This window comes from Acinetobacter silvestris (genome assembly GCF_002135235.1).
Taxonomy (GTDB): domain Bacteria; phylum Pseudomonadota; class Gammaproteobacteria; order Pseudomonadales; family Moraxellaceae; genus Acinetobacter; species Acinetobacter silvestris.
The window spans coordinates 400,360-425,223 of record NZ_NEGB01000002.1; the positions used below are offsets into that span (position 1 = coordinate 400,360).

The 24,864-nt window shown below is 38.4% G+C and carries 18 protein-coding genes and 3 tRNA genes; 10 read left to right on the plus strand and 11 right to left on the minus strand.

Going from position 1 to position 24,864, the window contains the following annotated elements:
• The first annotated feature begins 58 nt into the window (after positions 1–58).
• Positions 59–1,009 (plus strand): lysophospholipid acyltransferase family protein, encoded by a 951-nt coding sequence (locus B9T28_RS05170; protein WP_086202882.1) that lies wholly within the window; start codon positions 59–61, stop codon positions 1,007–1,009.
• Here B9T28_RS05170 and B9T28_RS05175 read toward each other — a convergent pair.
• The 3 genes from B9T28_RS05175 to B9T28_RS05185 all read right to left on the minus strand — a co-directional run bounded on the left by B9T28_RS05175 (position 998) and on the right by B9T28_RS05185 (position 5,451).
• A complete protein-coding gene (locus B9T28_RS05175) occupies positions 998–3,445 on the minus strand; it encodes a DNA internalization-related competence protein ComEC/Rec2 (RefSeq protein WP_086202883.1) in 2,448 nt (815 codons plus the stop codon). The two genes, B9T28_RS05170 and B9T28_RS05175, sit on opposite strands and share 12 nt — an antisense overlap.
• An 88-nt stretch (positions 3,446–3,533) precedes the next feature.
• Positions 3,534–4,223 carry a lipoprotein-releasing ABC transporter ATP-binding protein LolD gene (gene lolD, locus B9T28_RS05180; protein WP_086202884.1) on the minus strand — a complete coding sequence of 230 codons (690 nt, stop codon included), beginning with the start codon at positions 4,221–4,223 and terminating at the stop codon, positions 3,534–3,536.
• Positions 4,216–5,451, minus strand: coding sequence for a lipoprotein-releasing ABC transporter permease subunit (locus tag B9T28_RS05185; RefSeq protein WP_086202885.1), 1,236 nt, complete (start codon positions 5,449–5,451; stop codon positions 4,216–4,218). The genes lolD and B9T28_RS05185 overlap by 8 nt, the downstream gene beginning before the upstream one ends.
• A 23-nt stretch (positions 5,452–5,474) precedes the next feature.
• Here B9T28_RS05185 and B9T28_RS05190 point away from each other — a divergent pair, with 23 nt between their 5' ends.
• Complete coding sequence (locus B9T28_RS05190; RefSeq protein WP_086202886.1) at positions 5,475–6,047, plus strand: PilZ domain-containing protein; 573 nt, start codon at positions 5,475–5,477, stop codon at positions 6,045–6,047.
• Here the strand turns inward: B9T28_RS05190 and B9T28_RS05195 are convergent.
• Together B9T28_RS05195 and B9T28_RS05200 are read right to left on the minus strand one after the other, a co-directional pair.
• The gene (locus tag B9T28_RS05195; protein ID WP_086202887.1) at positions 6,044–6,955 is read right to left on the minus strand and encodes a DMT family transporter; all 912 of its coding nucleotides are present in this window, start codon (positions 6,953–6,955) and stop codon (positions 6,044–6,046) included. The genes B9T28_RS05190 and B9T28_RS05195 overlap by 4 nt on opposite strands.
• Positions 6,956–6,980: 25 nt before the next feature.
• A complete protein-coding gene (locus tag B9T28_RS05200; protein ID WP_086202888.1) occupies positions 6,981–7,451 on the minus strand; it encodes a YaiI/YqxD family protein in 471 nt (156 codons plus the stop codon).
• A 397-nt stretch (positions 7,452–7,848) separates the two neighbouring features.
• Here B9T28_RS05200 and B9T28_RS05205 point away from each other — a divergent pair, with 397 nt between their 5' ends.
• The 7 genes from B9T28_RS05205 (at position 7,849) to B9T28_RS05235 (ending at position 12,993) form a co-directional block, all read left to right on the plus strand.
• Positions 7,849–9,279 (plus strand): amino acid permease, encoded by a 1,431-nt coding sequence (locus B9T28_RS05205; RefSeq protein ID WP_086202889.1) that lies wholly within the window; start codon positions 7,849–7,851, stop codon positions 9,277–9,279.
• A gap of 166 nt (positions 9,280–9,445) precedes the next feature.
• A tRNA-Glu gene (locus tag B9T28_RS05210) sits at positions 9,446–9,521 on the plus strand.
• Positions 9,522–9,614: 93 nt separating this feature from the next.
• Positions 9,615–11,045: an amino acid permease gene (locus tag B9T28_RS05215; RefSeq protein WP_086202890.1), complete on the plus strand. Its 1,431-nt coding sequence runs from the start codon at positions 9,615–9,617 to the stop codon at positions 11,043–11,045.
• A gap of 130 nt (positions 11,046–11,175) precedes the next feature.
• The gene (locus tag B9T28_RS05220; protein WP_086202891.1) at positions 11,176–12,090 is read left to right on the plus strand and encodes a lipase family protein; all 915 of its coding nucleotides are present in this window, start codon (positions 11,176–11,178) and stop codon (positions 12,088–12,090) included.
• 116 nt (positions 12,091–12,206) lie between these two features.
• Positions 12,207–12,282, plus strand: a tRNA-Glu gene (locus B9T28_RS05225).
• A 41-nt stretch (positions 12,283–12,323) separates the two neighbouring features.
• Positions 12,324–12,399 (plus strand) — tRNA-Glu (locus tag B9T28_RS05230).
• A gap of 216 nt (positions 12,400–12,615) precedes the next feature.
• Positions 12,616–12,993, plus strand: coding sequence for a glutathione binding-like protein (locus B9T28_RS05235; protein WP_086202892.1), 378 nt, complete (start codon positions 12,616–12,618; stop codon positions 12,991–12,993).
• 6 nt (positions 12,994–12,999) lie between these two features.
• Here the strand turns inward: B9T28_RS05235 and B9T28_RS05240 are convergent, their stop codons facing one another.
• The 6 genes from B9T28_RS05240 to B9T28_RS05265 form a co-directional block, all read right to left on the minus strand.
• On the minus strand, positions 13,000–14,244 hold the full coding sequence (locus B9T28_RS05240) for an NADH:flavin oxidoreductase/NADH oxidase family protein (protein WP_086202893.1): 1,245 nt from the start codon (positions 14,242–14,244) through the stop codon (positions 13,000–13,002).
• A gap of 101 nt (positions 14,245–14,345) precedes the next feature.
• Positions 14,346–15,932, minus strand: coding sequence for an ABC transporter ATP-binding protein (locus B9T28_RS05245; protein ID WP_086202894.1), 1,587 nt, complete (start codon positions 15,930–15,932; stop codon positions 14,346–14,348).
• Positions 15,907–16,920 carry an ABC transporter permease gene (locus B9T28_RS05250; RefSeq protein WP_086202895.1) on the minus strand — a complete coding sequence of 338 codons (1,014 nt, stop codon included), beginning with the start codon at positions 16,918–16,920 and terminating at the stop codon, positions 15,907–15,909. Before B9T28_RS05250 ends, B9T28_RS05245 begins: the two co-directional genes overlap by 26 nt.
• Positions 16,920–17,996: a microcin C ABC transporter permease YejB gene (locus B9T28_RS05255; RefSeq protein ID WP_086202896.1), complete on the minus strand. Its 1,077-nt coding sequence runs from the start codon at positions 17,994–17,996 to the stop codon at positions 16,920–16,922. Before B9T28_RS05255 ends, B9T28_RS05250 begins: the two co-directional genes overlap by 1 nt.
• Before the next feature lie 30 nt (positions 17,997–18,026).
• Complete coding sequence (locus B9T28_RS05260) at positions 18,027–19,871, minus strand: extracellular solute-binding protein (protein ID WP_086202897.1); 1,845 nt, start codon at positions 19,869–19,871, stop codon at positions 18,027–18,029.
• Positions 19,872–19,904: 33 nt separating this feature from the next.
• Positions 19,905–23,183 (minus strand): LysM peptidoglycan-binding domain-containing protein, encoded by a 3,279-nt coding sequence (locus B9T28_RS05265; RefSeq protein WP_086202898.1) that lies wholly within the window; start codon positions 23,181–23,183, stop codon positions 19,905–19,907.
• 215 nt (positions 23,184–23,398) lie between these two features.
• Between B9T28_RS05265 and dnaQ the strand changes: the two genes are divergently transcribed.
• On the plus strand, positions 23,399–24,802 hold the full coding sequence (gene dnaQ, locus B9T28_RS05270) for a DNA polymerase III subunit epsilon (RefSeq protein ID WP_086202899.1): 1,404 nt from the start codon (positions 23,399–23,401) through the stop codon (positions 24,800–24,802).
• Positions 24,803–24,864 lie beyond the last annotated feature (62 nt).

Consider the following 24,864-nt stretch of genomic DNA (forward strand, 5'->3'; position numbering starts at 1 on the left):
CTGATAATATTTTTAAATCACAACATTCACTCACCTCAGCATTTTATTTTGAAGAACGATGACTGAAAGACAAAATACTATTACGACTCGTGCTTTAAATTTTTTTAGTCGACGGCCAATTCTTTTTGCACGTTTTTTTGCAAAAATTCTTGCAGCAATCGTAAATTTAATGCGAATCACCAAAACCTCAAAAACGATTCATTTAAATATCGAAATTTGTTTACCTCAACTCACAAAAAGCCGCAGAGCACAGATTAGCCGTGCCGCAATACGGAATGAATTACAATCCTATATGGAGTTTTTCAGTATTTGGGGAAGCAGCAACGCAAAAAATATATCTCGAATTCACCACATAGAAGGTGAACATTTTTTTCATGAAGCCATGGCTGCGAAAAAAGGTTTAGTGCTGATTGCACCGCATTTTGGGACTTGGGAGATTATGAATGCATGGTTTGCTCAACATACCCAAATGACGATTCTATATAAACCAATCAAGAATGCCGAAGCAGATGAATTTGTCCGTTCTGCTCGTAGTCGTGAACAGGCACATCTGGTACCAACTGATGAATCAGGTGTCCGCCAAATCTTCAAAGCATTAAAACAAGGTGGCACAACCGTTATATTACCTGATCACACCCCACGAGTTGGCGGAGACATGGTTAACTATTTTGGCATTCCTTTAGCATCAAGCAGCTTAAGCTCTAAATTAATTCAAAAGACTAAAGCCAAAACTCTTCTCATCTATGCTATTCGCAATGAAAATTCGAATTTTGATATGTTCATTGAACCTATTGATGAGCGTATTTATGATGGTACTGCAATAGAAGGTACGCGTATCATTCATGCCGCGATTGAAAATTTAATTGATCGATATCCTGAACATTATCATTGGAGTTATAAACGCTTTAAAGCAAATCCTGCAATAGATGAAATTTATGATATCCCTCATCAAGAGGCCATAAAAAAAATTGAATCCGTACGTGCGGCGTCAACTGACTTAACGTTGTAACCATTTTCGTGCATGACGATATGATTCAATCTGCATCTGCCCTTGTGCTAATAATGAAAATTTTATACTTCCCTGTTGAATGGTTGTATACACAGGAATGGAAAGTGCTTTTAATCTTTCCAATACGATCGAATGTGGATGTCCATAGCGATTATTAAACCCTGCCGAAGCAATCGCTAATTTCGGATGTAAGCGTTTTAAAAATTCAAATGATGAACTATGCTGACTACCGTGATGTCCTAAGATTAAAACATCCACTTTTAAATCAGGATACTGCTGTAAAAGCTGATATTCAGCTTCCCATCCTGCATCCCCCATAATAAGAAAATTTTGATAGTTCACCGCCTGAGAAATATGAATATATACGACACAGGACAATTCATTTTGATTGTTTTTCACATCACTCAGACTATTTTCAAGCGGTGATAAAATTTCCACTGTAATTTGATCAAACTGCCATTTTTGTCCAGCATAGCAATAATTAAAGTTGGTAGAGTCAAAGCGTTGATCTTTTTCATTCGAATACACCTGATTGCTTTTAATCACGGCATTGATCGCCTCAAATGCACCACTATGATCTTGATCTAAATGCGATAATAAAACGCGATCTAATTGTGCAATTCCTTGCTGCATCAAATAAGGAATCAGGACTTGCTTACCCATACTAAATTTAGTTTCATCATAATAACCACCGGTATCAATCAGCATTTTTTGCTTCGGTAGGTTTAAAAATATCGCTTGTCCCTGCCCCACATCGAGGACGGTAAGTTCAAACTCATGCTGTGCCTTAGCTGCAAAAAAAATGGGGAAAACACAGACCAAAGCCCATGTTTTTGGGACAATACCACGCGGTAAAAACACAATGACTACTGCTATCGCCAGACACACCAGCATCCATGGCGTAAAAGCCATCCATTCTAATTTGAGGCTAACGTTCTGATCGATAAAATTAAGCATACTCACTAAAAATTGAATTACCCAATCTGCGATATGAAAGAAAAATAAACCCAAAGGTTCAATAAATACGCTCATCATTGCCCCCATGACTTCTAATGGCACAATGATTGCGCCAATCAATGGGATTGCAATTAAATTGGTGACAGGTGAAATCCAAGAGACTTGTTGAAAAATTAAGATCACTAAAGGAAATAATGCAATAAAAACTTTCCATTGTGATTCAATCAGCACCCGAATGAAGCGTCTAACTTTCAATTGCCATGATGAAACTTGTTCTAATGCATCATCTTGTAGCGTTTGATAGACTCGAATTAAAATAAAACATGCACCATACGACAACCAAAATGCTGCTGATAAGATACTAAAAGGATCAAAGAGCAATAAAATACTGGCACTACATAACAACAACTTTAGCGCTTGGATCTTTTGATTCAAAAGTAAAACCGCACTGACGAGCATGACCGTAAACAGGGTTCTGAGTGCCGGAATTTCAAAACCCACAAATGCGGTATACAACCACACACAGATTAAAAAGGGAAAAACCACCAAATGAGGTTTGGGATAACGTAAATAAAGATGAGGTTTAAAATACTGAATCAATTGCGCTAAGACAAAACAAAAGATCACGGCGAAGATCAATACATGCGGCCCCGAAATGGCCAAAAGATGTGAAATACCGAGCCGTTTAAATAAATCTTGCGTCTGTTTCGACAGCAAACTTTCATCACCCGTTAATAACGCCAAAAGTAGGCCTTTATGCATTAAAGGTTGCTGTTCTATAAAATTCCTAAAATAAAGTCGTTGCCGTTCTATTGATAATCTTATTTTTGCAAGCCAACGATCCTGAGCATGTACAAATGCAGTATATCCTATTTGACTTACTTCATTTTTTGACAAGGGCTGAATGAATTTAATGTTCATCATTCCCATAATATTATCTTGTAAATACCATTGTTCTACGTCAAAGACGCCAGCAACAGCATAACTATGTGCCGGTTTTATCGTTCCACTAACTTTGTAATACTGCCCTAATTCAAACTGAGGTTGCAGACGATTAAATGATGTCGTTAGCAATAACTGTATCGGCTGAGGGGATGAATTAACCCCTGATATATGCAGTACCAGCGCACTTTGTTTTAATCTTTGCCCATTTTCATCTGCTGTGAGTTGATTTATTTTCGCAATATAAACAATAGCTTCTGTTTCGGAAACATCAGAAACTCTACTTACTAACCGTTGCTGCAAGGCATGATCCGCATAACTAACAGCCAAAACAAAACTGGTCAAAGTAAAGGTTATTATTTTAACAAATTGAAATAGCCGATGCTGACTAAGACTACGTTTTAGCCATAAAAGAACAATTATAAGGCTGCTGAAAAAAATAAGCATGGGCCAAAGAGTAGAGATAAAATGGGGTAAATTTCGACCCATCATGGAAATTCCAAAAATCCATCCCAATAAAGTAAACAACCCAGTCATATTGTTATTATCAAATCTGTATTTATACAAAGAATTAAAGCCCATTTACATGGGCTTTAACAAGGTAATTTATCGGATAATGGATGAATCAATGTTCATGATTGGACCAAAGACCATCTTGCATGTGCAAAATTCTATCTGCTTTTTGCGCCAGTTGCTCATCATGCGTCACAATAAGCATCGCCATATTAAATTCACTGCGTAAATCAGTCAGTAAATCAAAAATACTCGCTGCAGTTTTTCGGTCTAAATTACCTGTAGGCTCATCTGCCAACATGAGTTTAGGTTGAGTGACTAAAGCACGAGCCAATGCAACACGTTGACGTTCGCCACCAGAGAGTTCGCCTGGTTTATGCGTTAAACGATGAGTTAAGCCCACTCGTTCTAATAAATATTCTGCACGTGCTTTTGCTTGCTTAAAAGATACTTCTTTTCTTAACATTAAAGGCATACATACATTTTCTAGAGCAGAAAACTCGGGTAGCAAATGATGGAATTGATAAACGAAACCTAAATGCTGATTACGTAAATAACCTCGTTCAGCTTCGCCTAAATTATCAAAGCGTTGTCCATTGAGGTATACCATTCCTGCTGTAGGGCAATCTAAACCACCTAACACATGTAATAAAGTACTTTTACCTGAACCACTCGAACCAACAATAGAAACAAATTCGCCCGAATTCACTTGCAAAGAAAGTCCTTTGATCACTTCAACAGTTGATTTTCCATCAGTAAAGGATTTGAAAACATTCTGTGCTTCTAACACGACATTACTCATAACGAAGTGCCTCTGCTGGTTGAATTTTTGCTGCACGAAAGGCAGGATAAATCGTCGCCAAGAAACTTAAAATTAAGGATAAACCAACAATCACTACTACGTCTTGCCATCTTAAATAAGACGGTAAATAATTAATAAAGTAGGCATCAAATAAGTGCCAACCAAATGTTGTATTCAACCAATCAATTAAATGACTAATACTTAAAGCTGAAATAACCCCCAAGATTGCGCCTACGACCGTACCCACGACACCAATGATGGTGCCCTGCACCATAAAAATTCGAGTGATTGTTGCAGGAGAAGCACCAAGTGTCCGCAAAATGGCGATATCTGACTTTTTATCCGTCACCACCATTACTAGTGATGAAACGATATTAAAGGCTGCCACTAAAACAATTAAAAACAGTAGCAAACTCACCATGGCCTTTTCCATCTGAATCGCACTGAATAAATTACCATGCGTATAGGTCCAATCTGATGCATAAAAATTACCAGGTAATTCTTTTACAATGTCATTGGCGACTTGTGGCGCAAGGAAAATATCATCGAGTTTCAAACGTATACCTTGAGCACCATCAGGAAGGCGTAATAAAGTTGATGCATCATTTAGTGCAATATAACCCAGACTGGAATCTACTTCTGCACCAATACTGAAAATACCCACCAGTTTAAAACGCTTAAATCGTGGCACTACCCCCGCTGGAGATGGCGTTGCTTCTGGTAAAACCAAAGTGACATTGTCATTGAGACTTAAACCCAATGCATCCGTCATTTGCTTTCCAAGTACAATACCAAACTCACCTTTTTTCAGCTGATCAATACTGCCTTCAACCATATGATTTTGGATAATTGAAACTTTTTTCTCGTATTCAGGTTCAATCCCCGTCACCATAATCCCAGCGACTTGTCCCTGTGCGGTGAGCATGCCTTGTAATTGCGTAAATGGTGCGACACCAGTTACATGTTTATGCTGTTCAATTTTCTTTGCAAGTACCGGCCAGTCTGTTAGAATTTGTGTTGAGGAAACAGTGGCTTGAGGTATCATCCCCAACACACGGTTTTTCAACTCTCGGTCAAAACCATTCATAACAGATAATACTGTAATAAGTACAGCAACTCCTAAGGTGAGACCGACCATGGAAACTAAAGCAATAAAAGAAATAAAGTGATTACTACGCCGTGCGCGAGTGTATCTCAACCCTATATACAGCGAGATTGGTTTAAACATACCATCTAGTCCGAGGTGATTTTATGGAAACGTTACAGCATCAAAACGAAGAAAACGAGCGTCGTGTTATGTCTCGTATCGATGCTGCATTAAGAATCAACTATCAGGTGATTCCTGATGAGACGGCACTTAATGATCCATATGATTCTAATTTTGTATTACCGCGCTATTTTCTACTACTTGCAGAATTAGATCAATTTGATCATGCGCTTCACTACGAAATAGAACAATTAAATGAAAAAGATCAACAAATTGCTCGAATATTATCCTTATTTAATCAAAAGTTAAACCTCATTACTGGTTCTCTTTACGATTCTATTGTACAAACCCTGTTACCAGTTCCACAAAATGTAAATTTTTCAGAGAGTGGTTTTAGTTTTTATAGTGATCAAAATCTAAAACAAGGCACTTATATACATGTAACATTAAGCCATCCTGAAAATTTCTTTCATATTGCTGCCACTGCACAAATCGCATATTCAGAACATGAAGAGGATGGGAAATTTCGAATTGGTGCGTACTTTATTACCTTGCATCCACAGGATAAAGTCAAACTTGCGAGCTGTATACAAGTCACCCCAACGACGACGATTTAAGATTGATTCAGTTTAAAAGCAAGTTCACGACTTGCTTTTAAATCTTTATAAAAATATAAAAATAGTCCGAATAATAAGACGATTGCACCAATAAAGACCATTGCTGTCGGTCGTTCATGATTTAAAATTGCACCAAAAAGCATTGCTAACATTGGTGTGAGTACAGTTGTCAGCGACAAAGTTGTTGCCTTAATATTCTGCACGAGTTTGAAATAACAAAACATCGCGATGAGAGATGCCATCACTACGGTATAGAGTAAAGCCAATAAAGATTTTGTTTCAGGTATATGATCGGGTGCATATTGCCAAATAAATGGAATCAGACACATTGCCACAAGCGTTGAAACGAGAATAGAACCCGTTGCTTGTGCCACAGGCTCAACCGTCGCATTGACTTTCTTTACCCAAAAAATAGACAGTGAATAAGTAAAAACACTGATCAGCATGAAGCCTATACCTATCGGATGAATATGCTGACTTTCTCCACCACTGGTACAAATTAGCCCTAATCCGCATACAGCGACCAACATGCCGAACCATTGTAATGACTGCAATTTTTGATTAAACCCAAAGCGACCAATCATTCCCGCCATAATCGGTGCTAAACCAAACATTAAAGCGATCATACCTGAACTTAAATATGGGGTTGCAGCATAGGTAAAAATTTGCGAACCGATCAAGCTAAATGAACCTGCCACATAACTATGCAATGCTACTTTATCAGTTGGAAATTTAATTTTAAGAATGAGTAATATAGCAATGGCCACAGGTAATGCAATCAAAAAGCGTAGCACTAAAGCCCACATTAAATGCAAATCTGACACACTCCAGACAATTGCTAACGGTGTGGTCGACCAAATGAAGACTAATAAAGCATAAGTCATCACGATATTGCTTTTAGATAACATACAACTTTTTCATTCCAAAAATACGTTAAAGAGATGTTTTACGTTTTTGCTTCATAATGGTTTGATCTAAACTACTTGAAAATTCTCGTTTATCTCGTTCAGAGAGCGGTGGTGGACCACCTGTTTGTACGCCTGCACCACGTAATGCATCCATAAAATCCCGCAAATGTAAGCGTGCTTTTATATTGGCTTCCGTATAAATTTCACCACGAGGATGAATCGCAACGCCTCCTTTCTCAATTACTTGTGCAGCTAAAGGAATATCTTGTGTCATCACAATATCATTGGCTTTCATTCGTTCAATGATTTCTTTATCTGCTTGATCTGCGCCATTCATTACTTGGATTGAATTAATCCGAACAGAGGGAGTTATGCCCACATTTTGATTTGCAACAAAAGTGACTTCTAATTGATAACGATCTGAAGCACGGATAATGACATCACGAAGAATTTTAGGCAGTGCATCAGCATCAACCCAAAGTTTAAAAGGCAGCACAGGATATCTCAGAAATTCACATGAATTCTAGTTTAACAAAAGATCATGACAAATAATGATAAAAACAAGATTTCTGCAACGAATCTATCAATTTGGAAATAGAGGAATTAATCAGCAATAAAAATTCGACTAAAGTCTGTAAAAAAAACTTAAACAATACCAACACACTTAATAAATTTTTAATGTTTTACAAATACTTAAAATTGAACATTTTCAACAGCATTTAAACTTTTTCTAAACCCCAAAACCCAACAACCCCCTATCAGTATATTAAACCCACAAATATTGATTAAATTATTTCCAATTTCACTGGAATTTCAATAGGTAAACCGGTGAATTTTTGTGAAAATTCATACTTTCTATTAAACTACTGCTTTAGAATTCATTGACAACGAATATGCAATCTCCCAATCCATCTACTCAGCAAAATGTTGCTGAAGGAAATTCTGTTTCTTTAAAAAGAACCATGACCCAACGCCATCTGATTATGTTGTCTTTGGGTGGTGCCATTGGTACAGGTTTATTTTTAAGCTCAGGTCAAGTTATTGCTCAAGCGGGACCAATTGGCGCCGTCATCTCCTATATTATTGGTGGCTTAATTGCTTACATGGTCATGCTGTGCTTAGGTGAACTTGCTGTGAATCAGCCTGTAACAGGTTCATTTGGTGCATTTGCAACAAATAATATTGGACCAGGTACAGGATACATGGTCTCATGGATGTATTGGTTGGGGTGGTCTGCAACACTGGGGACTGAATTCACAGCTGCAGCTTTACTCATGCAAGAATGGTTTCCATCCATTTCAGTATGGATTTGGACTTTGATCTTTGCCAGTGCGGTACTCATTTCAAATCTAACTTCAACGCGCTTTTTTGCTGAGTCAGAGTTTTGGCTTTCTTTTGTGAAAGTCTCGACAGTCCTTGTCTTCATTGTATTAGGGCTGGGAGCAATTTTTGGATTCATTGCATTTGATGGTTACGATTCTGCGCCACTATTTAGCAATTTAACTGCACATGGATGGTTCCCAAACGGTTTATTTCCCATTTTTGCCACCATGCTGATTGTCAACTTTGCCTTTAATGGCACCGAGATGATTGGTATTGCAGCAGGTGAAACCGAAAATCCTGAGAAAAATGTTCCCAAAGCCATTCATGCTGCTGTTTGGCGTTTAATGATTTTCTTTGTCGGCACCATTATTGTCATTAGCGCCTTACTTCCATACCAAGAAGCTGGATTAAATACCGCACATGGCAGTGGTTTAAGTAACAGTCCATTTGTATCTGTCTTTAATTTTATTGGCATTCCTTATGCTGAAGACATTATGCGTTTTGTGATTATCACCGCATTACTTTCCACAGCAAATTCGGGACTATATGCAGCATCACGTATGATGTGGGCACTGTCTGTGCAGAAGCAACTCCCTAAAATATTCTCTAAATTAACTTCATCTGGTACGCCTGTAATCGCCATTTTAGTAACGATGATTGGTGGTTTACCCGGATTATTGTCTGAGCAATTTGGTGCGGATGTAATTTTCAAAAACTTATTGGGTATTGCAGCATTTACTATGGTCATCGTGTGGATGAGTATTTGTTGGAGTCAATTCAATTTCCGTCGTCAATGGTTACGAGAAGGTAAAACCTTAACAGAACTAAAATTTAGAACCCCTTGGTTTCCATTAATTCCAATTTTAGGCTTTACCACCTGTACAATCACTGGGCTGAGTATGGCCGCTGATCCTGAAATGCTATCTGGTTTTATTGGCTGTTTAATTTTCATGGCACTTTGCTATGCCAACTATTATTGGCTATATCATCCTAAAAACTAAAATTAATCTTAAATATATAAAGGGAGCGATACATATTGCTCCCTTTTTTCTATTTATTTTTATGCAATGTATCATTTTTATTCAATTAAATTCTTTATGCTGAAATAATGATTGTCTAGGTTTGACACGCCATTCAAATATACCTATCATAGCCACACCTCAGAACGACCCTATCGTCTAGAGGCCTAGGACATCGCCCTTTCACGGCGGTAACCGGGGTTCGAATCCCCGTAGGGTCGCCATTTATTATTCTTATAAATTCTCATCATTTCCCAATTGCACTATTTGTTAATTACACTACAATAAGCCGCTTCGTAATATCTATTCCGTTTTATATGTCTTCTCCTCCATCTCAGCATGATGCATTCGACCAAGCACATTCTACCGCGCCTTTAAAACGTGCAATGAGCACTCGCCATCTTGTGATGCTTTCACTTGGTGGAGCCATAGGAACTGGATTATTTTTAGGTTCAGGAGAGGTCATTGCGCAAACAGGTCCCATAGGTGCCATTATTGCCTATATTCTAGGTGGATTAATTGCCTATATGGTCATGCTCTGTTTGGGCGAACTGGCTGTGCATATGCCTGAATCTGGTTCATTTGGTAGTTACGCAAACCAATTCATTGGTCCAGCAACTGGCTATATGATTACTTGGCTCTATTGGCTGACATGGACTGCGACACTAGGTACCGAATTTACCGCAGCTGCATTACTCATGCAGGAATGGTTTCCACAGGTTTCTGTTTGGTTGTGGACCATCATTTTTGCTGCAATTGTCTTTATTCTCAATATTAGTTCAACACGCTTATTTGCAGAATCTGAATTTTGGCTATCTTTAGTCAAAGTCATTACCGTCATCTGCTTTATTATTCTCGGTTTATTGGCTATTTTTGGATTTATTCCTTTCCAAGGTTATGAATCTGCACCACTGTTTAGCAATTTGACGACCCAAGGCTGGTTTCCACAAGGAATCTTCCCTATTTTTGCGACCATGCTCATCGTGAATTTTGCCTTCTCTGGTACTGAGTTAATTGGTGTTGCTGCGGGTGAAACCGAAGATCCTGCAAAGAATGTCCCTAAAGCAATTAATGCTGCTATATGGCGCTTATTAATCTTCTTTGTCGGAACAATTATTGTCATTAGTGCATTACTTCCGTATCAAGATGCCGGTTTAAATGCGAATCACAGTATCAGTAGCAGTCCTTTTGTCACCGTATTTTCATTTATTGGCATTCCACATGCTGAAGATATTATTCGATTTGTGATTATTACCGCACTACTTTCTGCTGCAAATTCGGGCTTATACGCTGCTTCTCGTATGATGTATTCACTCTCGATGAAGAAACAACTGCCAAGATTATTCTCAAGATTATCTCAATCTGGCACACCCATTATTGCGATTATTGTCACCATGTTTGGCGCACTTCCTGGTTTGCTTTCAGAACAATTCGCACCTGAAACTATCTTTAAAAATTTACTCGGTATTGCGGCCTTCACCATGGTCGTCGTATGGATGAGCATTTGTCTTTCTCAATTTAATTTCCGTCGTCGTTGGTACAAAGCGGGTCATACCAATGCTGAACTTAAATTTGTCGCACCGCTCTTTCCAATTGTCCCTATCCTCGGTTTTATTTTTTGCTTTATCACTGGTATAAGCATGGCAACAGACAAAGACATGCTTCCTGGATTTTTTGGATGTTTAATTTTTATTGCTGCTTGTTATATCAGCTATGCTGTTTTCTACAAACCCAAGAAAAATCAATAAAATACAAAGTTTCTTTCCCTCAAGAAGTGTTGCAAAATGCTACACTTCTTGTACCTCAAAACACTAGAATACCTATCAATAACCAAGTAAATTGAACGATAAACCTCACCAAGAATAATTACAAAATACGATGAAAATTATTTTCCTTCATGGTATGAATCAGCAAGATTACACCGCAGATTCATTAAAAGAATATTGGACGAGCATTTTCAGCAAAGGCATCGATGAGCTTTGCCTAAAAATAAATGTTGAAAAACTCAATATTGAACTGCCTTTTTATGGTGATTTAATAACTAAACACCAATTAAGCAATAACTTCGACTTAGATGCATTCTTACCCAAATCTATTCTTAACTTTCATTTGAATCACCACCGCGCTATAGAACCTAAAATTCAAACCTCAAACGTAAATATTCCAGAACTTCCTTTATTTACTAAAAAACAAATATTATCCTTTTCTACACGTATATATCTCGCTTCACAATTTGCCAAAGACATCGCGCTAAAAGAATTTGTCACCATACTCAATAACTTCCCCAAACTTCAGGAGAGTTTAATTCATAAGTTTTTAATCGAAACCTATATGTATCTCAATTGCTCCAAATTCATGCAGGAAGTAAATCAACGCGTTTTAGATAGTTTAGATGAGCATGAAGAACATATTATTGTTTCACACTCCTTAGGCACCGTGATTGCATACAATCTTTTACAACAAATCGATTCCAAATTTCGTATCCAACGCTTTATCACTTTAGGCTCACCACTTGCGTTTCGTATGATTCAAAGTAAAGTCATACAACCCATTATTCATCCGAAAAGCCTACATGGTGATTGGTATAACTTTTATTCAGATGATGATTTCTTAACAGCATTTCCACTCATTGAGGCACCATTTAACTTTCGTCCATCCATTAGAAATAAGAAGATTTCAACATTTACCAATATGCCGCATAAAATTATTGGTTATTTACAACACCCAGATGTCATCAAGTGCATCTTAGAACCCATTTTGAAACCTAGCGTACGCAAACAGTATTGTTTTTAATCACAACAACCAATTTTGGTGTGTTTTTATTCACTCAATCTATTTTTAACTTTTTATTGTATAAAAAGGTTTGACACTTTCACATATCCATCCTAATATACGCCCACCTCTGAAACGACCCTATCGTCTAGAGGCCTAGGACATCGCCCTTTCACGGCGGTAACCGGGGTTCGAATCCCCGTAGGGTCGCCATTAATTCATGGTTTAGTTTTCAGAAGTATGCCTCATCTATTGACCCTATCGTCTAGAGGCCTAGGACATCGCCCTTTCACGGCGGTAACCGGGGTTCGAATCCCCGTAGGGTCGCCACATTCGAGATTGAAAAATCTCAACAAAAAAGCCTGAGCATATTTTGACTCAGGCTTTTTTGTTTCCAAGCAAATCAAGTTTAAAATAAATTACTGCTTTATACTCAAGTAATTATTCAAATGTGACTACTCTTGCTGAAACAACAGCAATTCTCAACTTAGCCCTCAGGAAATACCTTTTTTTTATTATTGGAAGAATTTTGCTGAAGCGACATTTATGCCTGATTTAGCACTCAAACAAATTTTTACAACCATTGTTGCAAGAACACTCTTGCTTATACGCCCTGTCACTCAACTTCTTAAATTTGGATTTGATCTGGGATATTTAAACAACGCCCTCAATCAGCATATGCAAAAGATTGATGAACATTTAAAAACCCACCCATATATAGCAGGTCAACACTTTACCAATGCAGATCTTTTATTATGGTTTCCATTGTTCGCTTGCACCCAATCAAATCCAGCTTTTGAACAGTTACAACACATCCAACGCTATCTATTACAAATACAAAGCAGACCAGCCTTTCAACGTGCATTAGCGAAAGGGCAATGGTCTGCCTCGACATTTCAATCTTATTGGTCTAAAGCATGGTAATCCACATTAAGCACTTTTACGTGAATTAACACGACCGCGAATAACTGCTTTTACATTATTCGTAGCATAGTGAAAGAATACTTTCAGCGGAGATAGTTTTGGATTAGGCTGCTTTCCCTCACCAATCGCTTTAAATTGCGCTGCATACCAAAGAATTTCCATAATCGCCATTTTGTCGACAAAAGGAATACCCGTTTTAATTGGCGCGATGGCATAACGTACATCTTGCCCAGCAATCAAACGCTCACAGACATCCGTTTCGACCGCTAAAGGTCTTGCAATGCCTATAAACTCACATGCACCACTATCTAAGGCATCATTCATCCCTTTTGCAGTACGAAAGCCACCCGTCACCATTAAATGGCATTTAACTTCTTTACGAATCTTTTCAGCAAAGTCTAAAAAGTAAGCTTCACGTGCAATAGTACTGACTTTACGTTTATCAGCCTTGGCTCCTGCCATTGCCGGTGCTTCATACGTCCCCCCAGAGATTTCAATCAGATCAATTCCTGCTGTATCAATCGCCTTAAATACAGCGACAACCTCTTCTTCGCTAATCCCACCACGCTGGAAATCTGCTGAGTTTAATTTTACAGAAACAATAAAATTGTCAGAGGTCGTTAAACGAACTGCTTTATAAATTCCAAGCAGGAAGCGCATACGATTCTCAATAGAACCACCCCATTGATCTTGGCGTTTGTTGGTTAATGGCGATAAAAACTGGCTAATTAAATAACCATGTGCACCATGCAACTGTATTCCGTCAAAACCCGCTTTTTCACAAATTCGTGCAGACTCAGCAAAACGCTGGATAATCTCTAAGATTTCCTCTTCATGCAATTCACGCGGCGTACCAAAGGTGGTTGCTAACATCGGGCTAAATGGCACTGCTGAAGCCGAAACCGTTTCTTTATTTAAGCCCTTTGGACACTGACGACCAGGATGTGACAATTGAATCAACTGCACCATGCCATATTTTTTACCAATATCTGCCCATTCTTTAAGTTTGGCTAAATCACGTTCAGTTTCTACCACCACCACACCCGGTTCATTTTTAGCACGAAAATCAACCATCACATTACCAGTGATCGCACAACCCAAATGACCTTTGGCCCAAGTCTCATATAAACCTAAATGAAGTTGATTCGGCTGACCAGCATAGTTTGCTAATGCTTCACTCATCGCACCTTTAATTAGGCGGTTTTTAAAGGTTGTATTGCGAATTTTTATAGCTTCTGCGATATGGCTCATGCTCATCATCTCTATTTTATCTAGAGTATAAACTCTAAAATTATGTGTATTGCCAGTGTAAAATTGACAATCCATTTTGTCAAACTTAGCTTTTCTACTACTTAGTACTGACTCGCTGCAATTAAAGTCTTGGTATATTCACTCTTAGGCCTGGTAAATAAAGCATGGGTCTCTTGAAATTCAACCAATTCAGCATGATGTAATACCATAATTTTTTGACATAAAGATTTGACGACTTGTAAGTCATGGCTAATAAATAAATAGCTTATTTGGTACTCAATCTGTAACTGGCGCAATAAGTTAACAATCGCATGTTGTGTTGTTCGATCTAAAGCAGACGTGGGTTCATCTAAAATAATAAGTTTAGGATGTAACACCAAAGCGCGTGCTAATGCTACGCGCTGACGCTGCCCACCTGACAACTCATGCGGATAACGATCTTTGAACTCAACAGGTAATTCAACTTTTTGTAAAGCTTCTGTAATTAATCCCGCAATCTCTATTTTTTTTAATTTTTTAAGTGCTAATCCCTCCCCAATAATTTGCTCGACATTCATACGTGGATTCAGACTTGAATAAGGATCTTGAAATACCATTTGAAATTCAGAACGCAAAGGACGTAATTTACGTTCCTTTAATAAATTCAAATCCTGATTCAGTAAAAAAATTTTTCCACTACTTGCAATGAGTCGTGCAATTGCCAAAGCCATAGAGGTTTTACCCGAACCACTTTCTCCAACAATACCAATCGACTCAGCCTGATTAAGCCTTAAATCTAAAGGCTCAAGTGCAACAAAATAATCTTTCGCCCGATTCAGGATACCCTGCTTAATCGGAAACTTAACCGCTAACTTTGATAGAGACAGCAGCAATTCAGCATTTTCCGGAAGAGGATTCGCCTCGCCAAAGTCATGATTAAGTAAATGTTGCGTATATGTCGTTTGAGGATTATGAAAAATTTTCTGAACCTCACCTTGCTCTTCGACATGCCCCTTATTCATTACGATGACTTGATTAGCGTAGCGTTTAACCAAATTCAAATCATGACTAATTAAAATCATCGCCATATTTGAATTTTGAACCAACAATTGTAATAGGTTCAGAACTTGCGCTTGTAGCGTCACATCCAAGGCTGTGGTTGGCTCATCAGCAATGATAATGTCTGGTTCTAGTGCCAATGCAGCAGCAATCATCACACGTTGTCTTTGTCCACCAGAGAGCTCATGTGGATAGCATCTTAATTTTTCTTTAGCGTCTGGAATACCGACATCGTATAATAGATCCAGCACCCGTTTTTGAACTTTATCTTTTGACCAACCTTGTAAAAATAGAGTTTCACCAATAATTTTTTCAACACGATGTAACGGATTCAAAGCCGTCATCGGCTCTTGAAAGATCATCGCAATTTTCTGACCACGAATATTTTGTAATTGAGTTTGATTTAAAGTCAGTAAATTTTGTTGTAAAAATTCAACCTGCCCTGTAACTTTTAAAGAATCGGGCAATAGACCTAAAATCGCTAAACTGCTAATGGATTTACCCGAGCCACTTTCACCGACAATCGATAAAATTTCACCGACATGTAAATCAAAACTCAAATTTTGTACCAGTGTATGCTGAGCATTTTGAATACTTAATTGTTTAACTGAAAGTAATAATGTTTTAGTGCTGTCTTGGGTCGAATGCATCACGCGTTGCCTCCCCAATATAAATGAGCAAAGATAAGACCAGCGCCAAAGTAAAAAAGCCCGATAAAGCCAACCACGGTGCATTCAAATTATTCTTCCCTTGAAGTAATAACTCCCCTATAGAGGCAGCATCGGGTGGTAAACCATAGCCTAAAAAATCTAATGCTGTTAATGCAGTAATATTTGCAGTCAGCATAAATGGTAGCTGTGACAGACTAGAACTCATGGCATTCGGTAAAATATGCCGAAACATAATCGTGTAATCTCGAGCGCCTAAAGCACGCGCAGCACGGACATAATCTAAATTACGGGCACGTAAAAATTCTGCACGAACTAAGCCAACCAATGTAGGCCAACCAAATATCAGCATGATTAGAAATAACCAATAGACACTGGGTGTAAACATACTTACCAAAATCATAACCATAAATAAGGTCGGCAAGCCCCCCCAAACCTCTAAAATACGTTGTCCGATCAAATCAACCCAGCCACCGTAATAACCCTGAATTGCCCCCACAAAAATACCGATGATAGATGCAAATAAAGTCAGCGCTAAACCAAAAAGTAAGGAAACTCTTAAACCATATAAAATACGTGCCAATACATCACGCCCTTGATCATCAGTACCCAACCAGTTTGCTTTAGTCGGTGACGATGGAACAGGTACAGCCAATTCTAAATTTGGCGTCTGATAAGAATAAGGAATTAGCGGCCAAATTGCCCAGCCCTTATCCTGAATTAAAGCCTGAACCACTGGATCTTTATAATCTGCTTCTGTTTCAAATACCCCACCAAATGTGGTTTCGGGATACACTTTAAAAACAGGCATATAATAGGAATGATCATATTTAATTAATATCGGTTTATCATTGGCGATTATTTCTACAACCAACGTCATGGCAAAAATAAGCGTAAATAAGATAAAACAAAAGAAACCGAGCCGATTTTTTTTAAATTTTTCCAGCCTTGCGTGCATCATAGGTGACATTATTTTGCACCTCGCGACTCAAAACTAATCCTTGGATCAATCATTTGATACAATACATCGCTAATTAAACGCAGAATCAAACCCAATAATGTAAAAATAAATAAAGTACCAAATATCACCGGATAATCACGCTGTGAAATAGCTTCAAAACCAAGTAAACCCAAACCATCCAAGTTGAAAATAATTTCAATAAATAAATTTCCGACCAAGAAAATTCCGACTAGAGCTTCAGGTAAGCCCGCAATAACGATCAGCATTGCATTACGAAACACATGCCCATACAACACTTTATTTTCATTTAACCCTTTGGCACGTGCAGCTAATACATATTGCTTATTTAACTCTTCCATAAAAGAATATTTAGTCAAATACGTTAAAGCAGCGAACCCACCTAAAAGCATGGTCGTTAACGGTAAAGTCATATGCCAAATATAATCTTTGATTTTACCTAGCAAACTTAAACTCTGAAATTCGTCTGAAACCAAGCCTTGCAATGGAAACCATTGAAAATATGATCCACCTGCAAAAAAAACAATCAGTAAAATTGCGAAAACAAACGAAGGAACAGCATAGCCCACCGCAAGAAATAAAGAAGTCGATTTATCAAATAACATGCCATGCTGTTTGGCTTTTCTAATTCCCAAAGGTATGGATACCAAATAAATCAGCAAGGTACTCCACAACCCTAAAGACACTGTAACAGGCATCTTTTCCAAGAGTAATTGAGTCACAGGCTTATCTTTAAAAAAACTTGTCCCAAAATCAAAGCTCAAATACCCCTTCAACATGATCCAAAAACGTTCATAGGCAGGTTTATCAAAGCCATATTGCACTTTAATTTTCTCGACCATTTCTGGACTCAAGCCTCGTGCACCTTGGTAACTTAAAGCCTTGCCTGAGGTATTCGCAACTTCAGCTCCAGCTGTAGCCCCTAAACCTTGAAAATTTTCAGCTTGTTGAATCGCTTGTTCCACAGGGCCACCCGGTGCGATCTGAACCACAATAAAGTTAATTAATAAGATAAAAAACAATGTTGGGATAATGAGTAAAAGTCTTTTTAATATATATGTGCCCATCGAAACGATGTTCCTTGTGACCTCGAAGTATTATTTTTTAGTTAAAAAATGTTCAACTTTTTTGGCTTGCTGTGGATCCACCCACCAATAATCCAAACCTAAGGATAGTTTTGGTTTTATCGCGGGTTGCCTATACATATTCCAATATGCATATCGATCGACTTCACTACCATAGGTCAAAATTTTATAATAACCCGCACGTAGTAAGCGATCCAACACCTTAGTCCTTACAATTAACTGTTGCCGATTTGGTGCTTGAATGATTTGTTGAATAACATCATCAATGACTGGGTTTTTGATGCCAGAATAATTATAATTACCCGCTTCATCGGCAGCTTTACTGCTCCACATTTGCTCTTGCTCATTACCTGGACTCAAGGTTTGTGGCATCACATCCGTGGTCATATCAAAGTCCGTTTTGCGCTTACGTTCAATATATTGCGGTACATCCACTTGTCGAATCACAATTTGAATTCCCAATCTTTTTAAATTTCGCACAAAAGGCATTAAAGTACGTTGTAAGCCTTCTTGATGAATTAAAAATTCGATACGAATGGGTTTTCCCTTTGAATCCACCAATTGTCCATTTTTATATTGATAACCTGCTTGCAGTAAAATTTGGCGCGCTTCTAATAAGCCTTTACGATTAAAACCACTGCCATCCGTTACAGGAAATTTCCAATCAACTAGCACGCCATGTCGTTGAATAGGATTTAATTTTGCCAAATAAGGCTGTAATACCGCCAATTCTGCCGCACTTGGCAGCCCCGTCGCTGCAAGTTCACTCTTTTGGAAATAGCTTTGTAAGCGTTGATATTCTCCATAAAATAACGCTTTATTGAGCCATTCAAAATCATAGGCATACGTCAGTGCCTTGCGAAATTGAATATCATTAAAGGGAGCTCTACGCGTATTAAATACAAAACTTTGCGTTGGTACAGGCTGTTCAGTTTTGGATAAATACTTTGTCACCATTCCAGCTTTAACCGCTGGAAAGTTATACTCGGTGACCCATGCTCGAGCGCTATTTTCTTTATGTAAAGTATATTGTCCCGACTTAAACCCTTCAAAAGCGATATCCAAACTTCTGTAATAGACAAATTTCATTCGGTTAAAATTATAGCGCCCACGATTGACGGGTAGATCACGCCCCCAATAATTTGGATTCCGCTTATAACTGATACTGCGCCCAGCATCGATCCGCTCAATTAAATATGGTCCAGAACCCAAAATCGGCTGTAGCGTAATTTTGGTAAAATCTTTACTTTTCCAATCGGCTTTAGAATAAATTGGCATTTGCGCCAAAATCGAAGGCATTTCAGCATTATTGTCTGATTTAAAGGTCATTTTGACCTCATACTGAGATAAAACCTGCGTTTTAGCCAAGTCAGACAAATACATTTGCAAACCTAAATTAGCCTTAGTTTGAAACATATCAAAGCTAAACTTAACATCATCAGCAGTTACAGGTGTGCCATTACTAAATTTTGCTTTGGGATTGAGATGAAAAATGACAAATTGAGTATGCTCAGGATCTAAAGTCACTTTCTCTGCCAACAGTGGATACATCACCCCAGGCTCATTAAGCGACTGATCCATTAGGCTATCAAACAGATAGTCTACACCTTCGGTAGAACTTCCCTTACCGTTCATACTATTTAGATTGTCAAAAGTCCCATTCCCAGCTTGGCTAATAGAACCCCCTTTCGGGGCGTTCAGATTTGCATATGGCATGACCTGTGCTGAGGCATATTTCGGCATGGTATGAATCGCAATATAAGGTGTGGTCTGTACGGCTGACCACACATTTGAGCTAAACAGACATACCCCATATGCGAAAAGCATTGGCTTTGCATACGCAAATCTCTGTTGCATCACAATTTATTCCCTAATATTTGTTCTCAATCATTACAAGTTTGGCACTTTGATAATATCCCCAATACGTAATTGCGTATTGGGTTTAAGCTCATTCATTTCTGCCAACTCATTGGTATCCATACCATATTTACTCGCCAAACGAATCAATGAATCTCCGCTTTTGATTTTGTATTCAGTCGCGCGTTTCGGAATAAGAATACTTTGACCACGTTGTAACCCAGCTTTCGCACTCAAATTATTTAACTCAGCTAATTCCTGAACAGACATTCCCATACGATTTGCAATCGCATTTAAAGACTCACCAGACTGCACCGCATACTTCTCAGTATTTTTGGTTGCTGCACTAGACTTCACTTTAGAAGGAACTTTTAACTCTTCTTTTTCAGAAATTTTGCTAGCTAATTCACCATCCAGTTTCAAGCGCTGTCCAACGTTGACATTACTATTACGAGAAAGACCATTTAACTCACTTAAGAATGCGACTTGTAAATGGTATTTTTTTGCAATTCCAGCAAGGGTTTCACCGGATTTCACAATATGTGTATCAGGCTCATTGATGGTTTTCACATTACTTTTGACTTTTGCAACTTGTTCTGGCTCACCGGTTAACTTTAATTTTTGCCCCACCAACAAGCCAGATGCTGCCGTTAACCCATTTAAATCTGCAATTTTGTTGACTTGTACATTATATTTATTGGCAACTGCAATCAAGCTATCTCCAGATTGCACTGTATAAATCTCAGGAAGAGCACTCCCTGCTGGAATTTTCAGCGTTTGGCCTGCTATCAAGGCTTTTGATGCAGATAACTTATTCAACTCTGCCAATTCCGCAAGACTCATATTCGATTGTGTCGCAATACTGGATAAAGTATCACCACGCTGAACTTTATAAGTTTCAGTTTTATAATTCGTTTCAGCTTTTACATTCTCATATTTAGCACTATGTGACTTTGTTTCAGCTTTTGCTTCCGTCTGTTCATTCACTTCATGTAAAGGAACATTAATTTTTTGCCCCACGGACAAACTATTATTAACATCTAAACCAGAAGTTAAATCTGCAAGCTCCAATACGGATAATGCATAACGATCTGCAATGACTTTTAAATATTCGCCACGTTTAACCAGATAAACTTTCGTTTTAATCTTCGCGATTGGTTTAGCAGTATCAGCTTGAGTTAATGTTTTTTGAATCGAGCTGAGTTTATCATCACGATTGTCTTTCAAACTCAGTTTTTGACCAACCCATAAATTACTCGTTACCGATAAATCATTATAATTAGCCAACTGTTGCACAGACAATCCAAACTGTTCTGCCACCCCCGTTAAACTATCATTCGGTTTAACTGTATATAGGCTTGGTTTATCTTCTTTTTTCAGTGATTTCGCTGATGAATTTTCACTGACGGGTTTAGCATCATATAAATATAATGATGTTCCGACATACAAAGTACTATTCGGATCAACTTGATTCCAGTTTGCAATATCGCGCCAATTCACTCCGTTCTTTGCCGCAATCGTAGCTAAATTGTCACCCGACAACACAATATATGTACTGCGCTTGCCTTTGGGTGGAACAACTACAACCTCGGTACTGGTTTTTTCAAAAACTTTCGAACGATTTAATTTCGCTTCAACTGAGGTATTCGAGGTGTTTTCAGCAAGCCCTTTAGGGTACGCAAAACCTACCGAATTACCCTTACCTTGCTGTTGAGCAACTGACTGGCTGGTTTGAATTGCTGTTAATTTAATTTTTCCATCAAAAGGATCTACAATTTCAGTACCTTGTGGTGCAATCGCTTTAATTTCTTGTACAACTTCTTCTTTTTCAGCCGACGTTGCTTGTGGTTCTAAAACTTGCTTAACCGTTTCCTTGCCACCTTCTGCTTTTACCGCCGCCACTATTTGCTGACGTTCTTTACTCGAAATCGGTGGTTCAATTGCAACAGGTTTGACATTGACTGCTTGAGTCACTGCGACTGGAATACGTGGTGCACTTGGAATGTCGGCATTCGCAGCAAAAGAAGCCAAGGCATCTGAACCCTGTGGTGTTGATTTTGACTTAGCTGCTACACCAATTGTACTTCCAGTATTACTGGTTTTCGCAATAGTCGTTGTAGCCGTTAAAACAGGTGGCGTCGTTTTAACAGGAGTAATCACTTGACTATTTACATTCGAAACAGCAATAGGATTTAAACTTGTTGGCGAAGTCATCGTACTATTGCTAGCTGTAGAACTGGCCCAAAAGCCTTCTGAGCTTGGTTTTAAAACTTTAATTTTAGTATCAATATTCGGGTTTAAATCTGCAGGAATCAAAATACGCATTGGACTAGCGGCATCAATGACTTCACCACGATGCCCAGGATTAAGTTGATACAATTCAGCACGGCTCAATCCAATTGTCGTTGCAATTTGATTCAACTGAATACCTGCAGGTACTGAAACTTCCCTAAAATGTGGACGATTCGCAATCGGTGGTAAAGTTACGCCGTATTGTTGCGGCTTTTTAATAATTTGTGCGACTGCAATAAACCGTGGCACATAGTTCATGGTCTCTTGAGGTAATTTTAGTGACCAATAATCGGTAGGTAATCCTGCTGCTTGATTACGATTAATCGCCTGCTGAATACGCCCAGGACCCGCATTATAAGCGGCTAATGCCAATTCCCATGAACCAAACTGATTATATAGACTCCCTAAAAACTCATATGCAGCACGCGTTGACTCAACAACATCACGACGGCCATCATATAACGTGGTTTGTCTTAAACCATAAATTTTTCCTGTACTCGGAATAAATTGCCACATTCCTGCTGCAGCTGCACTACTGGTCGCAGCGGGATCATAAGAACTTTCAATAATTGGCAATAAGGCTAATTCGGTAGGTAAACCACGACGCTCAGCTTCCTTCACCGTATGATACAAATAGCGTGAAGCACGCGCGCTCAAACGATCAATATACGGTTGACGCGATACAAACCAACTACGCTGTGCATCAATACGCGGATCCCAATGCGTTTCATCCATTTTAAAACCGACCGTCATGCGCTTCCACACATCACCATGTTTTAAAACCAGTAAGCGATCCCCTTCAACTGCGCGCATATCTGTCGCAGAAAGCAAATCTTCTAAAGAATCTAAACTATTGGAATCGAGCATTCCACTGTGTTTAGCGCTATGTGTCTTTGTAACACCCGCAGTCGACGAACAACCTGTGACTAAACCCATTGCTGCTACAGCTGAACTAAGAAGAGAAAGTTTAAATAAAACAGATGCAGAGGAATGCCACACTGCTGTGGTTGGTTTATACATACAAGATTCCGAACAACATATAATAGATTATTTTATAAATGCCATTTTAGAGAAGCTAACGACTCACACAAGGCATTAATTGAGTGCTTAATACATATAAATGTTACAAGAAATTAAAAAATCTCGAGATCACACCCTGAAAACGCTCATTTAAGTATACAATAAAATCTTCAAACAGTTTGTTCAACACTAAATTCAACGCATTGGTCCAAATTATGTCTCAAACAATCACACTTTATGTTGATGGCGCTTGTAAAGGTAATCCCGGTCTAGGTGGATGGGGCGCATATATCATCATGGGGAATAATGACGAGCATAAAATATGTGGTGGAGAAGCTGAAACCACCAATAATCGTATGGAACTCACTGCTGCCATAGAAGGGATTGCATTTTGTCCTGTAGAAGCAAAACTCATTATTTGGACAGATTCGATCTACGTTAAACGTGGCATTACCGAGTGGATTGAAGGTTGGAAAAAGAAAAACTGGAAAGATGTTAAAAACCCGGACTTATGGAAAAAATTAGATTCAGTTTGTAAAAATCGTGACATCGAATGGAATTGGATTAAAGGTCATTCAGGTCATGCAGGCAATGAAATGGCGGATCAACTGGCAAATCTAGGCGTTGAACAAACCCTGAGCAAAATTAAAAATGGGACTTTAGTTACGACTACAAATAACGCAGAACCTGATGATATTGTAGATAAAAAAAAAGATGAAAAAGATTGGCTCCTAGATGATCCCTTCGGCTTTGATTTGGCTGAATCTGACTTAGAAGATGAAATGCTTATTGATGAGGAGATTATAGTCACTCAAACATTTGAACAAGATGTTGAAGTGAGCAACTCAGAACAGAACTTAATCTCCTTTGCTCAAAATATGCATCCGCAAATTGTCATTACGCCAGCCACATTAGATCTACAAGGTCCGCGCCAATTAATACTCGATACTGAAACCACTGGTTTTTACTATCAAGATGGTGATCGAATTATTGAGGTCGGCGCGCTCGAAATGATCAACCGCAAACTGACTGGTAGTTCAATTCACATTTATATCAATCCTGAAAAACCAGTCGGTGACTCTGAAAATGTGCATGGAATCAGTGATGATTTCCTTAAAGATAAACCTAAATATAACGAAATTGCAGATGTCTTATTTGACTATCTAAAAGGTGCAGAAATCATCGCACATAATGCGACTTTCGATATGAACTTCTTAAATATGGAGTTCAAACGCAGTGGCCTACAAACCTTATCTGAAGTATGCGAAGTTACGGATACTTTAGCTTTAGCAAAACGTAAACATCCTGGACAAAAAAATTCGCTTGATGCCTTAGTGCGACGTTATGAAGTTCCACAACGCGATCGTACCTTTCATGGTGCATTACTTGATGCTGAAATTTTATCCGACGTTTACTTAGCCATGACCGGCGGTCAAGTCTTATTAGATATTGATGCTTCGACTGTAACTCAGGATCAATTCAACGAACAAAAATATCGTCAACCCATTAATCTTGAACTTCCCGTAATTATGCCGTCATCCGACGAATTATCTGCACATGAGAACTGGGTCAAACAATTTCAAGAGAAACATAGTGAAACCTGTCTTTTTGCAAAATAAAATCAAATTTAAATGTGTTTTTATATGTAAAGATTTTGCAGTTACGTTATATTAAAACATGG